At 69.8% G+C, this 14,708-nt stretch carries 10 protein-coding genes; 6 read left to right on the forward strand and 4 right to left on the reverse strand.

The window, feature by feature from the left end:
- Positions 1-14: 14 nt before the first annotated feature.
- The 3 genes from atpA to H512_RS0109545 form a co-directional block, all read right to left on the reverse strand.
- Complete coding sequence (gene atpA / locus H512_RS0109535) at positions 15-1,544, reverse strand: F0F1 ATP synthase subunit alpha (RefSeq protein WP_026783264.1); 1,530 nt, start codon at positions 1,542-1,544, stop codon at positions 15-17.
- On the reverse strand, positions 1,544-2,119 hold the full coding sequence (locus tag H512_RS0109540) for a F0F1 ATP synthase subunit delta (RefSeq protein WP_156899439.1): 576 nt from the start codon (positions 2,117-2,119) through the stop codon (positions 1,544-1,546). Before H512_RS0109540 ends, atpA begins: the two co-directional genes overlap by 1 nt.
- A gap of 289 nt (positions 2,120-2,408) precedes the next feature.
- A complete protein-coding gene (locus H512_RS0109545) occupies positions 2,409-4,640 on the reverse strand; it encodes a primosomal protein N' (RefSeq protein WP_084798399.1) in 2,232 nt (743 codons plus the stop codon).
- A 90-nt stretch (positions 4,641-4,730) separates the two neighbouring features.
- On the opposite strand from H512_RS0109545, the gene pdxY reads away from it, so the two are divergent.
- From pdxY to leuC, 4 genes are all read left to right on the forward strand, one after another.
- Positions 4,731-5,612: a pyridoxal kinase gene (pdxY, locus tag H512_RS23320; RefSeq protein WP_053239721.1), complete on the forward strand. Its 882-nt coding sequence runs from the start codon at positions 4,731-4,733 to the stop codon at positions 5,610-5,612.
- Between the two features lie 147 nt (positions 5,613-5,759).
- A complete protein-coding gene (locus tag H512_RS0109555; RefSeq protein WP_053239722.1) occupies positions 5,760-6,452 on the forward strand; it encodes a carbonic anhydrase in 693 nt (230 codons plus the stop codon).
- 75 nt (positions 6,453-6,527) lie between these two features.
- A complete protein-coding gene (gene leuB / locus H512_RS0109560; RefSeq protein WP_026783268.1) occupies positions 6,528-7,640 on the forward strand; it encodes a 3-isopropylmalate dehydrogenase in 1,113 nt (370 codons plus the stop codon).
- Between the two features lie 512 nt (positions 7,641-8,152).
- Complete coding sequence (leuC, locus tag H512_RS0109570; RefSeq protein WP_026783269.1) at positions 8,153-9,565, forward strand: 3-isopropylmalate dehydratase large subunit; 1,413 nt, start codon at positions 8,153-8,155, stop codon at positions 9,563-9,565.
- A 106-nt stretch (positions 9,566-9,671) separates the two neighbouring features.
- Here the strand turns inward: leuC and H512_RS23325 are convergent, their stop codons facing one another.
- Positions 9,672-10,748 carry a DUF2332 domain-containing protein gene (locus H512_RS23325; protein ID WP_053239723.1) on the reverse strand — a complete coding sequence of 359 codons (1,077 nt, stop codon included), beginning with the start codon at positions 10,746-10,748 and terminating at the stop codon, positions 9,672-9,674.
- A gap of 200 nt (positions 10,749-10,948) precedes the next feature.
- On the opposite strand from H512_RS23325, the gene H512_RS0109580 reads away from it, so the two are divergent.
- Both H512_RS0109580 and H512_RS0109585 read left to right on the forward strand, forming a co-directional pair.
- The gene (locus tag H512_RS0109580) at positions 10,949-11,431 is read left to right on the forward strand and encodes a GNAT family N-acetyltransferase (protein ID WP_026783270.1); all 483 of its coding nucleotides are present in this window, start codon (positions 10,949-10,951) and stop codon (positions 11,429-11,431) included.
- A gap of 329 nt (positions 11,432-11,760) precedes the next feature.
- Complete coding sequence (locus H512_RS0109585; RefSeq protein ID WP_053239724.1) at positions 11,761-14,691, forward strand: transglutaminase family protein; 2,931 nt, start codon at positions 11,761-11,763, stop codon at positions 14,689-14,691.
- Positions 14,692-14,708 lie beyond the last annotated feature (17 nt).

The raw sequence follows: 14,708 nt of genomic DNA on the forward strand, positions 1-14,708 counted from the left end.
ATCCGGCGAGGACGTCAGGCGAAGGTCCTGGCGAAGTTCGAGATGGCGTCGTGGAGCTTGCCGCGCAACTCGTCGGAAAGCTGCTTCTCGGCCCAGATGCGCTCGAGAATGTCGGCGTGCTTCTCGCGCAGGTAGCGCAACAGCCCCTCCTCGAACGGCCGCACCTTGCCGAGCGGCAGCGGGTCGAGGAAGCCGGAGACGCCGGCGAAGATCACCGCCACCTCTTCCTGGGTCTTCAGCGGCGAGAACTGCGGCTGCTTCAGAAGTTCGGTGAGGCGGGCGCCGCGGTTCAGGAGCTTCTGCGTCGAGGCGTCGAGGTCGGAGCCGAACTGGGCGAAGGCGGCCATCTCGCGATACTGGGCCAGTTCGCCCTTGATGGTGCCGGCCACCTGCTTCATCGCCTTGATCTGGGCCGACGAGCCGACGCGCGACACCGAGAGGCCGACGTTCACCGCCGGGCGGATGCCCTGGTAGAACAGCGAGGTCTCCAGGAAGATCTGGCCGTCGGTGATCGAGATGACGTTGGTCGGGATGTAGGCCGACACGTCGTTGGCCTGCGTCTCGATGACCGGCAGGGCGGTGAGCGAGCCGGCGCCGTTGTCGTCGTTGAGCTTGGCGGCGCGCTCCAGCAGGCGGGAGTGCAGGTAGAACACGTCGCCGGGGAAGGCCTCGCGGCCCGGCGGACGGCGCAGGAGCAGCGACATCTGGCGGTAGGCGACGGCCTGCTTGGTGAGGTCGTCGTAGGCGATCAGCGCGTGCATGCCGTTGTCGCGGAAATACTCGCCCATGGCGCAGCCGGCGAACGGGGCGATGTACTGCATCGGCGCCGGGTCGGAGGCGGTGGCGGCGACGACGATCGAATACTTGAGGGCGCCGGCGTCCTCCAGCTTCTTGACGAACTGGGCGACGGTGGAGCGCTTCTGGCCGACGGCGACGTAGACGCAGTAGAGCTTGTGCTTCTCGTCGTCACCCTCGTGCAGGGACTTCTGATTGAGGAAGGTGTCGAGGATGATGGCGGTCTTGCCGGTCTGGCGGTCGCCGATCACCAGCTCGCGCTGGCCGCGGCCGATCGGGATCATCGCGTCGATGGCCTTGAGGCCGGTCGACATCGGCTCGTGCACCGACTTGCGCGGGATGATGCCGGGCGCCTTGACGTCGACGCGGGCGCGCGTCTCGTACTCGATCGGCCCCTTGCCGTCGATCGGATTGCCGAGCGCGTCGACGACGCGGCCGAGCAGGCCCTTGCCGACGGGGACGTCGACGATGGCGCCGGTGCGCTTGACCGTGTCGCCTTCCTTGATGTCGCGGTCGGTGCCGAAGATGACGACGCCGACGTTGTCGCTTTCGAGGTTGAGCGCCATGCCGCGGATGCCGCCGGGGAACTCGACCATCTCGCCCGCCTGGACGTTGTCGAGGCCGTAGACGCGGGCGATGCCGTCACCGACGGAAAGTACCTGGCCGACCTCGGATACCTCGGCGTTGCGGCCGAAGTTCTTGATCTGCTCCTTGAGGATTGCGGAAATTTCCGCGGCGCGGATATCCATCAGCCGACCTCTTTCAATGCGATCTTGAGTGCGTCGAGTTTCGTTTTGAGCGACGTGTCGATCATGCGCGAGCCGAGCTTGACGACGAGGCCGCCGATCAGCGCCGGGTCGACGTCGAGTTCGACATGAACGGATTTGCCGGTCATTTCGGCCAGCGCCGCCTTGAGGTCGGCGAGCTGGCCGTCGGTCAGCGGCACCGCCGACACGATGCCGGCCGTCACCTCGCCCCGCCGGTCGGCGAGCAACTGGCGGAAGCCGCGGAACATGTCGGTCAGGGCGGCGAAGCGGTTGTTGGAGGCGACCAGCTTGATGAAGTTGCTGAACGTCTGGCCGAGGCCGGCCGCCTCGACGACGGCGCTGATCGCCCGGAGCTGATCCTCGTTGGAGAACACCAGCGATTTCATCAGGCGCCGGAGGTCGGCACTTTCGCGGCGGAGGGCCTCGAAACGGGCAATGTCGGCCTCGACGTCCTCGAGTTCGCCGTTGTCGCTCGCCAGCTCGAACAGGGCCGTCGCATAACGCTCGGCGACCCCGAAGACCATCGTTTCCGCTTCGCTCACGTAAGAACCCCTCATCGGTCGCGAACCGTCAAAGGTTCACCCGGCTGAACGCTTTGAAGTTATTCGCAAAATAGATACGACGGCGGCACGGCGCACGGCCCCGCAGCGAACTTGGCTCCGTCTACCACAGGACTTTCCCTCACGCAACGCATTCACTGGATTCAGGAATTCGCTTTTTTGCGCGAATATCCTTAGGTATTTGGCCGCTTGGGGCATCCCCTTAAAAAATGTTCATCCTAAAGTCGAATAGTATATCGTTTTAGATAGGCTTTGCCGGTGTTTTCGGGGGCGAATCCCTTCGCCGTCACAGGAAGTTCTGCGGGTCGACATCGACATAGGCCTCGACGCCGCGCGTCGGCCGGTCGGCGGCGGCGATCCAGGCGCGCATGTAGGCGGAAAGGTCAGTGTCGCGGCCCGAGTGGGCGAGGAGGCGGAAGCGGTGGCGGCCGCGCACCACGGCCAACGCCGCCTCGGCCGGGCCGAGCACCTCGACTGCCGGGTCGGCCGGCGCCATGCGGGCGAGGTGGCGGGCGTGATCCTCGGCCAGCTCCCGGCTGGGACCGGACACCAGGATGGCGGCGAGGCGGCCGAACGGCGGCAGACCCGCCCGTTCGCGCTCGGCCAGCTCGGTGCGATAGAAGCGCTCGGCGTCGCCGGAGACCAGCGCCTCGATCACCGGATTGTCCGGCGCGTAGGTCTGCAGGAGGCCGAGGCCCTTGCCGATCACCCGGCCGGCGCGGCCGGTGACCTGGGCCAGGAGCTGGAAGGTGCGCTCGGCGGCGCGCGGGTCGCCCTGGGCGAGACCGAGATCGGCGTCGACGACGCCGACCAGCGTCAGCTTGGGGAAGGTGTGGCCCTTGGCCACCATCTGCGTGCCGACGACGATGTCGCAGTCGCCTTTGGCTACCGCCTCGAACTCGGCCCTGAGGCGCTGGACGCCGCCGCCGATGTCCGACGACAGCACGACGGTGCGCTTGTCGGGCAGCAGCGCGGCGATCTCCTCGGCGACGCGCTCGACGCCGGGACCGCAGGCGACGAGGCTGTCGAGGGTGCCGCAGGCCGGGCAGGCGTCCGGCCGGGGTACCGAATGGCCGCAGTGGTGGCAGACCAGCCGGCCGCGGAAGCGGTGCTCGACCAGCCAGGCCGAGCATTGCGGACACTGGAACCGGTGGCCGCAGGAGCGGCAGAGGGTGAGCGGCGCGTAGCCGCGCCGGTTGAGGAACAGCATGGCCTGCTCGCCGCGCTCCGTCGTCTCGCGGATGGCGGCGACTAGGCCGGGGGCGAGGAAGCGGCCGCGCGGCGGCCCGGCCTTGCGCATGTCCAGAGCGTAGAGGCTCGGCAGGTCGCGGCCGGTGGCGCGGGCCGGCAGGACGATGTGGCGATAGCGGCCGCGCGTCGCGTTGACGCGGCTTTCCAGCGACGGCGTTGCGGAAGCAAGGATCACCGGCACCTTTTCCAGCCGGCCGCGCACCACCGCCATGTCGCGGGCGTGGTAGCTCGCCCATTCCTCCTGCTTGTAGGCGCCGTCGTGCTCCTCGTCGACGACGATCAGGCCGAGGTCGGAGAACGGCAGGAACAGCGCCGAGCGGGCGCCGACCACCACGCGCGCCTCGCCGAGCGCCACCGCCCGCCAGGTGCGGGCGCGCATCTTCGGGCCGACGTCGGAGTGCCATTCGGCCGGCAGCGCGCCGAAGCGCTCGGAGAAGCGTTCGAGGAAGGCGCGGGTGAGCGCGATCTCCGGCACCAGGATCAATGCCTGCCGACCGGCCCGGAGCGTGTCGGCCACCGCCTCGAGATAGACCTCGGTCTTGCCCGAACCGGTGACGCCGTCGATCAGCGTCACGCCATCGGGGCCGGCGGCGCGCAGCCGCTCGACGGCGGCGGCCTGGTCGGGCGTCAGCTCGATCGGGTTGAAATCGGGCTCCGGCGGGCGGAACGGCCGGCCGGGCGGCAGGTCGACCTCGGCCAGCGTGCCGGCGGCGACGAGGCCGTCGACCACCGACGACGACACGCCGGCCGCCGCCGCGAGGCCGGCCCGCGTCCAGGCCTGACCTTCGTTTTCCGACAGCAGGTCCAGCAGCCGGCGGCGGGCGTCGGTGAGCCGTTCGGGCGGCGGGCCGGCCAGGATGAGGCCGCGGATGGGCGGCTCCGGCGCCAGCGCCTCGGGCGCCCGCAGCACCATGCGCAGCACCATGCCGCGCGGCGTCAGCGTGTAGCGGGCCACCCAGTCGACGAAGGTCAGCATCTCCGGCGTCAGCGGCGGTGCATCGAAGGCGCCCTCGATCGGCCTCAGGCGGTTCGACGACGCCGACAGCTCGGGCGGCTCGGCGGTGACGACGCCGACCACCTTGCGCGGGCCGAGCGGCACCTGGACGATCGAGCCCGGTCCCACGTCGAGCCCGCGCGGCACGCGGTAGGAATAGGAGAGGTCGAGGCCGACCGGGGTCAGCACCTGCACCACCTCGCCGCCCCCCGATCGGGGAGCGTCCTTGCCGAACAGGTCGTGGAGTGGGCTGTCTGGTTTTTCCTGGGGCATCGGCTGATTCGGGATGTGCAACGGGCCATCATAGGCTAAACGGAGGGCCGCCGCCCCGCCAAGCCGCCCGAGCCGCAAGAGCCGCCCGCCATGAGCCTGCCCGCCGTCATCGTCCTGTCCTCCTTCGTCGCCCGCGGCTCGGTGGGCGCCCGCGCCGCCTTCGCGCTGGAGCGGCTCGGCCATCGCGTCTGGACGCTGCCGACCGTCGTGCTGCCCTGGCACCCCGGCCACGGCCGCGGCCACCGCATGGTGCTGCCGGAAGCCGACTTCGCGGCGCTCAGCGCCGATCTCGCCCGCGCGCCCTGGCTGTCCGAGGTGGGCGGCATCATCACCGGCTATCTCGGCTCGGCCGGTCAGGCGGAGGCCGCCGCCAGCCTGGTCGCCGCCGTCAAGGCCGTCAACCCAGGGGCGCTGCACCTGTCCGATCCGGTGATCGGCGATGGCGGCAGCCTCTACGTGCCCGAGCCGGTGGCGATGGCCCAGCGCGATCGCCTCGTCGCCATCGCCGATGTCGCCACGCCCAACCGCTTTGAACTCGGCTGGCTGACCGGCCGGCCGGTGGAGACGCTCATCGACATCACCACGGCGGCGCGGGTGCTCGGGCCGGCGCGCGTCGTCGTCACCTCGGCGCCGGCGCTGATGGCCGGCAAGATCGCCTCGGCGCTGGTCACCGAGGCGGACACCCTCGTCGCCGAGACCCAGAAGATCGACGGCGCTCCCAACGGCACCGGCGACCTGTTCGCGGCGCTGTTCCTGTCGCGCCTGATCACCGGCGCCTCCGACGAGGCGGCGCTCGCCGCCGCATCGGCCTCCACCTTCGAGGTGATCGCCCGCTCAGTGAAGGCCGGCGCCGGCGAGCTGGAACTGATGGCCGAGCAGGAGTCGCTGGTGCGGCCGATGACCATGGTCGACATCCGTCGCCTCGCCACCCGTCGCCGCGCCGTCCGGCCGGCGGCGATCGACGGGCCGTGATGGTGTGCGGTTGACGTGGATACGTAGACCTTCGTATAAGCGTCGCGGCGGGGAAACGCCCGCCGTTCCCCTTTTTGATGTGCGCATCGGATTTTTCCGAGAAGTGGCACCACTTTTCGGTCCGATGCTCCAGCCGGAGCGTTCCCGATGACCGAACCGAAAGCCTCCCTTCGCCCGCCGCTGCCTGCCTCGTTTCCGGGGCGCCTGACGACCGGTTACGAGGCTTTTCGCGACGGCCGCTACAAGTTCGAGCACAGCCGCTACAAGCGCCTCGCCGCCGAGGGGCAGAAGCCGCAGATCATGATCATCGGCTGTTCGGACAGCCGCGTGTCGCCGGAGGTGATCTTCGACGCCGGGCCGGGCGAGATCTTCGTCGTCCGCAACGTCGCCAACATCGTGCCGCCCTACACGCCGGACGGCGAGACGCACGGCACCTCGGCCGCGCTCGAATTCGCCGTGGTGGCGCTCGCCGTGCGCCATATCGTGATCATGGGCCACGGCCGCTGCGGCGGCATCGCGGCGGCGCTCGGCGCCGGCGATCCGCTGACGCCGACCGACTTCATCGGCAAGTGGGTGTCGGTGCTCGACGACACCGCCGAGCGGGTACGCTGCGATCATGCCATCGCGCCGTCGCTGCGCTATACCGCGCTGGAGCACGAGGCGATCAAGGTGTCGCTCGGCAATCTCCTCGACTATCCCTTCGTGAAAGCCCGCGTCGCCTCGGGCGATCTCGCCCTGCACGGCGCCTGGTTCGACGTCTCCGAGGGGGCGTTGCACGTGCTCGATCGCGACAGCGGCGATTTTGCCGTCCTCGCCGGTACGCTTCCTCTTGAACCTTGACGGCAAGGCGATTACGGCTAGCGCCCGTATCCGGCCGACGGCCGGCGCCCCCCTTCAAGTTCCAAGGATGCGACGATGCTCAAGAATTCGCTGTTCCTGCTGCCTGGCGACGGCATCGGCCCGGAGATCATGGCCGAGGTCGAGACGATCGTCGCCTTCCTGAACGACAAGGGGCTGACCGACTTCTCGCTCGACCGGGGTCTGGTCGGCGGTTCGGCCTATGACGCGCACGGCGCCGCCATCTCGGAAGCCGACATGCAGAAGGCGCTCGCCGCCGACGCGGTGCTGTTCGGCGCCGTCGGCGGTCCCAAGTGGGACGGCGTGCCCTACGAGTGCCGGCCGGAAGCCGGCCTCCTGCGCCTGCGCAAAGACCTCGGCCTGTTCGCCAACCTGCGGCCGGCCATCTGCTATCCGGCCTTGGCCGACGCCTCGTCGCTGAAGCGCGAGGTGGTGGAAGGCCTCGACATCCTGATCGTCCGAGAGCTGACCGGCGGCGTCTATTTCGGCGAGCCGAAGGAGATCGTCACGCTGGAGAACGGCGAGAAGCGCGCCGTCGACACGCAGGTCTATACGACGCACGAGATCGAGCGCATCGCCCGCGTCGCCTTCGATCTCGCCAAAGCGAGGAACGGCCGCGTCTCCTCGTCCGAGAAGCGCAACGTCATGAAGTCGGGCGTGCTGTGGAACCAGGTGGTGACCCGGATCGGCAAGGAAGAATATCCGGAGGTCAAGCTCGACCACATCCTCGCCGACAACTGCGCCATGCAGCTGGTGCGCCGGCCCAAGCAGTTCGACGTCATCCTCACCGACAACCTGTTCGGGGACGTGCTGTCGGATATCGGCGCCATGCTGACCGGCTCGCTCGGCATGCTGCCGTCGGCCTCGCTCGGCGCCCCCGACCCGGTGACCGGCCAGCGCAAGGCGCTCTATGAGCCGGTGCACGGCTCGGCGCCGGACATCGCCGGCACCGGCGCCGCCAACCCGATCGCCATGATCGCCTCCTTCGGCATGGCGCTGCGCTATTCCTTCGGCCTCATCGACCTCGCCACCAAGCTCGACGCGGCGATCGCCGCCGTGCTCGGCAAGGGGCTCAGGACGAAGGACATCGCCCAGCAGGGCGAGGCCACCGTCGACACCCGCGCCATGGGTGCCGCCATCCTCGCGGAATTCAAGGCTCTGATCGGTTGATGGCTACGACTTTCGGCGAAGGACGGGGCGGTCACGGAGTTGTTAACCAGACCGCTCTTGTTCTGCCGGTCTGCCGCACCAAATCTCAGTCATGACGGCACCGCCCATCAGGCACTGCCCCCCCGTCTCGCCAGCGGCGGTGACCGTCGGCCGGGCTCCCCTCCCGGCCCCGCGCTGATATCCCCAGCGCCGCGCCCAGCCTTCCCCCGAGGCTGGGCGCTTACGTTTGGGGCCGAAAGAAGCCCGGACGGGCCGGCGGCGGCACAACGGCGATTGTCGGCGGGCCGGTTTTTCAGTATAGAGCGTTTCCATGAAAGCGAAGCCGCAGCACACGCGCCTGCCGACGTCGGCCGACTATTTCCCGGCCCACGATCACGCGCGCCTGCCCTGGCGGTTCCTGGCGCGGCAGATCGGTGACGGCCGACTCTGACGGCGCCGTTGGCGCCTCTCCCTTTTCAACGCCTTTCCGGGCCAAATAGCGCCCAACCCACGGAATCGAAAGTCCGCCCATCATGACCGCCACCCCCCGGACCCTCTACGACAAGATCTTCGACGACCACGTGGTCGAAACCCAGGCCGACGGCACGTCGCTGATCTACATCGACCGCCACCTGGTACACGAGGTGACCAGCCCGCAGGCCTTCGAGGGCCTCAGGACGGCCGGCCGCAAGGTGCACCAGCCGCAGAAGACGCTGGCCGTCGTCGACCACAACGTGCCGACCACTGATCGCAGCAAGGGCATCGAGGATCCGGAGAGCCGCGAGCAGGTGGCGCAGCTGGCCATCAACGCCGCCGAGTTCGGCGTCGAATACTATAACGAGCTGGACCGCCGGCAGGGCGTCGTGCACGTGGTCGGCCCCGAGCAGGGGTTCACGCTGCCGGGCATGACCATCGTCTGCGGCGACAGCCACACCTCGACGCACGGCGCCTTCGGCGCGCTCGCCCACGGCATCGGCACCTCGGAGGTCGAGCACGTGCTCGCCACGCAGACGCTGATCCAGAAGAAGGCGAAGAACATGCTGGTGCGCGTCGACGGCAAGGCGCCGGCCGGCGTCACCGCCAAGGACATCGTGCTGGCCATCATCGGCGAGATCGGCACGGCCGGCGGCACCGGCCATGTCATCGAGTATGCCGGCGAGGCGATCCGCGATCTTTCCATGGAAGGCCGGATGACCGTCTGCAACATGTCGATCGAAGGCGGCGCCCGCGCCGGTCTGATCGCCCCGGACGAGACCACCTACGCCTATATCGTCGGCCGGCCGAAGGCGCCGCAGGGCGAGGCGCTCACGCGCGCCATGGCCTACTGGCGGACGCTCTACACCGACGAGGGCGCCCATTTCGACAAGGTGGTGACGCTCGACGCCGCCAGCCTGCCGCCGATCGTCACCTGGGGCACGTCGCCCGAGGATGTCGTGTCGGTGACCGGCGCGGTGCCCGATCCCGAAACCATCGCCGACGAGGTGAAGCGCGCCTCCAAGTGGCGGGCGCTCGACTACATGGGCCTGAAGCCCGGCCAGAAGATGGCCGAGATCGCCCTCGACAAGGTGTTCATCGGCTCCTGCACCAACGGCCGCATTGAGGATCTCAGGGCCGCCGCCGCGGTGGCGCGCGGCCGCAAGGTGGCGCCGTCGATCAAGCTCGCCATGGTCGTGCCGGGCTCCGGCCTCGTCAAGGAACAGGCCGAGGCGGAAGGTCTCGACAAGGTGTTCATCGAGGCGGGCTTCGAGTGGCGCGAGCCGGGCTGCTCGATGTGCCTGGCCATGAACCCTGACAAGCTCGCCCCCGGCGAGCGTTGCGCCTCCACCTCCAACCGCAACTTCGAGGGCCGGCAGGGCTACATGGGCCGCACCCATCTGGTGTCGCCGGCCATGGCGGCGGCGGCGGCGATCGCCGGCCGCTTCGTCGATATCCGCGACTGGAAGTGACGGCAGGCGATCCTGTCCAGGATGCAACAGGCCGGGGTATTGCCCCGGCCTTTTTCATGGCCTGCGCTCGAAGCAACCTGCATCCCGAGGCATACGCCGCCTTACCCTAAATCTTTGCCATGGCGCCGGTTTTCTCTGGGGACGGATGCTTTTCATCCCGATCGCCCAGCCACTCGAACCAGCGGCCGTGATAGTCGCCGCGCGCCAGGACATGGTGCTCGCCCGATGGGAACAGGGTGAGCAGCAGGCCGCCGCCCGGCGAACGACCGTCCGCCTCGAAGCGCAGCCAGGCGAGCGGCGCCTCCTCGGCCGCCCGCAGCATCGCCGTCTGGATGCCGAGGCGGGCCGGGTCGGCGAGATACTGCCAGAAGATCGAATGCACGACCACGCGCAGGGCGTTGCCGATCGGCGGCGCGGCCAGCTCGCGGCCGAGGAAGGCGGCGGCGTCGGCCGCCTCCACCCGTTCCGGCCGGGCGGCGGCGTGGGCGAGGGCGGCGGCGAGCCGCTCCTGGCGCGTCGTCTGGTCGGCCCAGACGTAGGAAGTGAGGCGCGTGCGGTGCTCCTCGTTGCCCGGATCGAGCGGCGCGAGGTCGCAGGCCCGGCGGCGCACCACCGTCATCTCGCCGTCGAGCGGTGGCGGGAAGCGGCACTCCGGCGCCAGTTCGAGCGGCGCGCCGGCACGGCCCCAGCGGGCGCCGGCATAGCGATAGGCGTAGCTGTCCCAGTGGAGATTGAGACCGGCGCTGGCGCCGATCTCGATCACGTCGAGTTCAGGCCCGAATCGCCGGGCCAGCCACAGGAAGCCGGGCAGCAGCATGGCCGAGCGGCCGACTTCGTTGGTCTGCGGCGGGCTCATCAGGTTGTCGTGCAGATCGGCGTCATGCCGGGCCACGGCGGCCGCGACGGCGCCGACAAGGGCGTCGTCGGAGACGTCGGCCGGCGGATAGACGGCGGCAAGGCCCTCGTCGCGACCGGTCAGCACCAGCCGGTGCAGGCCGCCGAACAGGCGCAGCGGCAGCGCGTCCTCGCCGGCGTGGCCGTTCCAGGCCAGGATGCGGCGGCCGGTCAGCGTCGAGCGGTCGATGAAGCGCGGCGACAGTTCGGCGAGGCGGGCGGTAAACGGCGAGCCCATGGCGCGGCAAGCCTTGGCCTGACGGCTGAAATGGTCGAAGACGTCGTTCATCGGGGCCCCTCGGTGAAAGCACGGATGGGCGAGGATAACCGGGCCGACAAGGGCTTGCCAAGCGCGCCGGTCGGCCGGGCGGTACGGTCAAAAGCCTGCGGGGAATCCCCAAGGGATTGTCGTTCGGTGCGGCATCGGCTTGCCGACGCCGCCGGCATGGGGCATTACCTAGGGTGAAGGAAGCGCGAGGGATTTGGGACATGCCGCTGACGATTGCCGCTCTCACCCAGAAGGACGCTCATCAACTGGCGCCGATCATCGCCGCCTATGCCCAGGCGATGAAGCGCGGCGCGCCGCGCCGGCCGGACGAGTATTATGCCGAGCTGCTGGCCGAAGACCCGGCGACCGAGGTGCTCGGCGCCTTCGTCGACGAGGAACTGGTGGGCTTCGCGGTGTTCTTCGACCTGCCGGACACCATGTCCGGGCACCGCTTCGGTCATCTCGAGGACATCTACGTCCTGCCCAACTTCCGCAACCGCGGCATCGGCCGCAAGTTCGTCGAGGTGCTGAAGGTCGAAGGGCAGAGCCGCGGCTGGGATCGCCTGCGCTGGGTGGTGCCGCCGCCGGTCGATGCGGCCGCCACCGGCCTGCCGACCGACAGCGCGCTCTACGACGAGATCGCCACGCAGTCGGCCCAGAAGCTCTACGACATCATCATCGACCCGCTGTCGCGCAAGTCTTAAGCCGCTTCGCGGTTTTCGTTGGCTTTGTTGGCCTCAACCGCCGGCGGCGGCTTCGCCATCTTGGCTTTCGCCGCGCTTTGCGCCTGACGGGGCGGTTCCCGCCACGTCAGGCCCACTCCGCGCGGTGCCGCTTTGCGGCTTCCTGTTCTTTTCAGCCTCAGGCGCCGGCGGCCTTCGTCCCCAGGCGTTTGCGCTCCTCGCGGGCGTTGGGGGCGTTGCCGCTCTTCCGGCTCAAGCTGCCTATCGCGCGGTCAGGTGCTGCCGAAGGTCGAGGCTTTCCCATGCGGGCGTTCTGCCCTTAAATGCGTTCGGTGTGATCGCCGGGAGAGATGATGGCCGTCCTGACCAAGCTGACGCACGTCACCCGCTATGTCTACGACCGGCCGGTGCTGCTGTCGCCGCAACTGGTGCGTCTCCGGCCCGCCCCGCACGGCCGGACGAAAATCTCCGCCTATGCGCTGAAGGTGGCGCCCGAGCGGCATGTCCTCCACTGGCAGCAGGACCCGCACGGCAACTGGCTGGCTCGCCTGATCTTTTCCGAGCCGACGACCGAGTTCTCGGTGATCGTCGATCTTCTGGCCGAGATCGCCCCCCGCAATCCATTCGACTTCTTCATCGACGAGACAGCCGCCGACTGGCCGTTCGCCTACGCGCCGGACCTCGCGCGGGATCTTGCCCCCTTCCTCGCCCTGGAAGGGGAGGGCGAACTGTTCGCGGCCTATCTCGCGACGATCCCGCGCGAGCGGATGCCGACCACCGATTTCCTGGTCGGCGTCAACCGGGCCTTGCATGGCCACGTCGCCTACGAGGCCCGCCTCCAGCCGGGCGTGCAGAGCCCGGAGGAGACGCTCGCCCGCCGCGCCGGCTCCTGCCGCGACAGTGGCTGGCTGCTCGTCCAGCTGCTGCGCCGGCTCGGCGTCGCCGCCCGCTTCGTCTCCGGCTATCTCATCCAGCTGCGGGCGGACGTCGAGACCCCCGACGGCCCGGCCGCCGATTCTGCCGACCTGCACGCCTGGGCCGAGGCCTACATTCCCGGCGCCGGCTGGATCGGCCTCGATCCCACCTCGGGCCTTCTGGCCGGCGAGGGCCACATTCCGCTGGCCGCGACGCCGCACTACCGTTCGGCGGCGCCGATTTCCGGCGTCTATGGCGCGCCGGCCGGCACGGAGACCGATTTCTCCTTCCGGATCGAGGTCGCCCGCCTCGATGGTCCGGGCGCCAGCCGGCCGATTCCCGACGCGGCCTGGGTGCGGCTCGACCGGCTGGGCGCGGCGGTGGACGCCGAGCTTCAGGCCGGCGGCGCGCGTCTCGCCACGGCTGGCGAATTCGCCTTCGTCCCCGCGGAAGACGATGGAGCGGGTGGGCGCGGCCTTGCCGACGACCTGCTTCGCCGACTCGCCATTCGCCTGGCGCCGGGCGGCCTGCTGCACCACGGCGGCGGACCGGACTGGGCTCTGTCGCTCCACTGGCGCCACGACGGCAAGCCGATCTGGCGTAATCCCGATCTCACGGCGCCCGAACGCCAGCCGGCGCCGGCCGACGCCGAGACGGCCTGCGCCCTGGCCCGCGGTATCGCCCGCCGGCTCGGCCTGTCCCGCCGCCTCGCCATCCCCGCCTACGAGGACCCGATCCATCTCGCCGAGGCGGAGGAAAGCGCGGGACGGTTTGAGACGCCGGAGGCGCCCGTCCATCTCGCCGGCCTGTCCGACGCCGGTCCCGGCGCGCCTGCCGCCTATGTGCTGCCGCTCGGACGCTGCCCGGCGGCGGACGGCGGCTGGCAATCGGAAGCCTGGCACCTCCGGCGCGGCCGGCTCTATCTCGTGCCCGGCGAGGCGCCGGCCGGGCTGCGCCTGCCGCTCGCCGCGTTGCCGGCCGAGGATGTCGTGCGCACGGCGCTGAGCGTCGAACCGCATGGCGGCCGGCTCTGCGTGTTCCTGCCGCCGGTCGATGATGCCGACGGCTATCTGACGCTGCTCGCCGCCGTCGAAGCGACGGCCGAGGATCTTAGCCTGCCTGTCCATGTCGGCGGCCATCCGCCGCCGGCCGATCCCCGCTTCGCCGTGCTGCGCGCCACGCCCGAGGCCGGCGCCGTCGTCATCGGTCTGCCGCCGGCCGCCGCCTGGACGGAGGTCGTCACCGTCGCCACTGTCCTTTACGAGGAAGCGCGGTCCTGCGGTCTCGGTACCGAGCGGTTCGCGCCCGACGGCCGCGCCGCCAGCGCCGGCGGCTGCCTGCTGGCGGGCGGCAATCCGTTTATCGAGCGGCCCGACGTCCTGAGAAGCCTTGTTCTCTACGTTCAGCGGCATCCCTCGCTGTCCTACCTGTTTTTCGGCCCGTCGATCGGCTCGGCCGGCCGGGCGCCGCGCCTTGACGAGGGACGGCCGGATGCGCTGTCCGAGCTGGAGATCGCACTCTCCCGGCTGCCGGCGCCGGGCGAGGCAACCGGTCCGATCAAGCCGTTTGTCGGCGATTTTCTCGCCATCGCCGGTCGTGGCGAGATCGACCTCGGCAGCCTGTTGTCGCCGGACGGGGCGGGTGTCATCGCCTGCCGGGCCTTGGCAACGCCGCTCGACGCTCGCCTGGCGCTTGCGCAGCACCTGCTGTTCCGGGCGCTGATCGCCTGGTTCTGGCGCGAGCCGCAACAGGGCTGTTTCACGCGGCACGGCACGGCGCTCCTCGACCGCTTCCTGCTGGAGCATTTCGTCTGGCGCGACTTTCTCGACGTGCTCGCCGATCTCGAGCGGGCCGGCTATGCCGTGGAGCCGCTGTGGTACGAGGCGCAGCGCGAGGCGCGCTTCCCGTATGTCGGCGGTGTCGAGCGGCAGGGCGTATCGCTCGAGTTGCGCGGCGCCCTCGAACCCTGGCGGGGCGACGCGGCGCGCCCCGTCGAACGTTTGCAGGTGCGTGTCGCCGGCTTCGATGCTGCCCGTTACGTGCTCGCCTGCAACGGCCGCCGCGTGCCGCTTGTCGACACCGGTCACGCTGGCATCCATGTCGGCGGCGTCCGCTTCCCGGCCGACCTACCGCTGATCTTCGATATCGTCGATCGCCGGTCAATGCGCTCGCTGGGCGGTGCCGGCTATTCGCCGGCTTTTCCCGGCGGCCAGCCTGGCGACGCTCCGCCGGTCAACGCTCGGGAAGCGGCGGCGCGACGGCTCGCCCGTTTCCAGGAGATTGGTCATACGCCCGGCATCGTGGCCCTACCATCCGAGGAGCCGCCCGGCGAGTTTCCGACGACGCTCGACCTGCGCCGGTACTGACCAGCTGATACGAAAAT

It is taken from the genome of Pleomorphomonas koreensis DSM 23070 (assembly GCF_000425185.1).
Lineage (GTDB): Bacteria > Pseudomonadota > Alphaproteobacteria > Rhizobiales > Pleomorphomonadaceae > Pleomorphomonas > Pleomorphomonas koreensis.

Excerpts from the sequence above, each read along its gene's own strand:
- atpA (WP_026783264.1), bottom strand. The coding sequence starts at position 1,544 with ATGGATATCCGCGCCGCGGAAATTTCCGCAATCCTCAAGGAGCAGATC.
- H512_RS0109540 (WP_156899439.1), bottom strand. The coding sequence starts at position 2,119 with ATGAGGGGTTCTTACGTGAGCGAAGCGGAAACGATGGTCTTCGGGGTC.
- H512_RS0109545 (WP_084798399.1), bottom strand. The coding sequence starts at position 4,640 with ATGCCCCAGGAAAAACCAGACAGCCCACTCCACGACCTGTTCGGCAAG.
- pdxY (WP_053239721.1), top strand. The coding sequence starts at position 4,731 with ATGAGCCTGCCCGCCGTCATCGTCCTGTCCTCCTTCGTCGCCCGCGGC.
- H512_RS0109555 (WP_053239722.1), top strand. The coding sequence starts at position 5,760 with ATGACCGAACCGAAAGCCTCCCTTCGCCCGCCGCTGCCTGCCTCGTTT.
- leuB (WP_026783268.1), top strand. The coding sequence starts at position 6,528 with ATGCTCAAGAATTCGCTGTTCCTGCTGCCTGGCGACGGCATCGGCCCG.
- leuC (WP_026783269.1), top strand. The coding sequence starts at position 8,153 with ATGACCGCCACCCCCCGGACCCTCTACGACAAGATCTTCGACGACCAC.
- H512_RS23325 (WP_053239723.1), bottom strand. The coding sequence starts at position 10,748 with ATGAACGACGTCTTCGACCATTTCAGCCGTCAGGCCAAGGCTTGCCGC.
- H512_RS0109580 (WP_026783270.1), top strand. The coding sequence starts at position 10,949 with ATGCCGCTGACGATTGCCGCTCTCACCCAGAAGGACGCTCATCAACTG.
- H512_RS0109585 (WP_053239724.1), top strand. The coding sequence starts at position 11,761 with ATGATGGCCGTCCTGACCAAGCTGACGCACGTCACCCGCTATGTCTAC.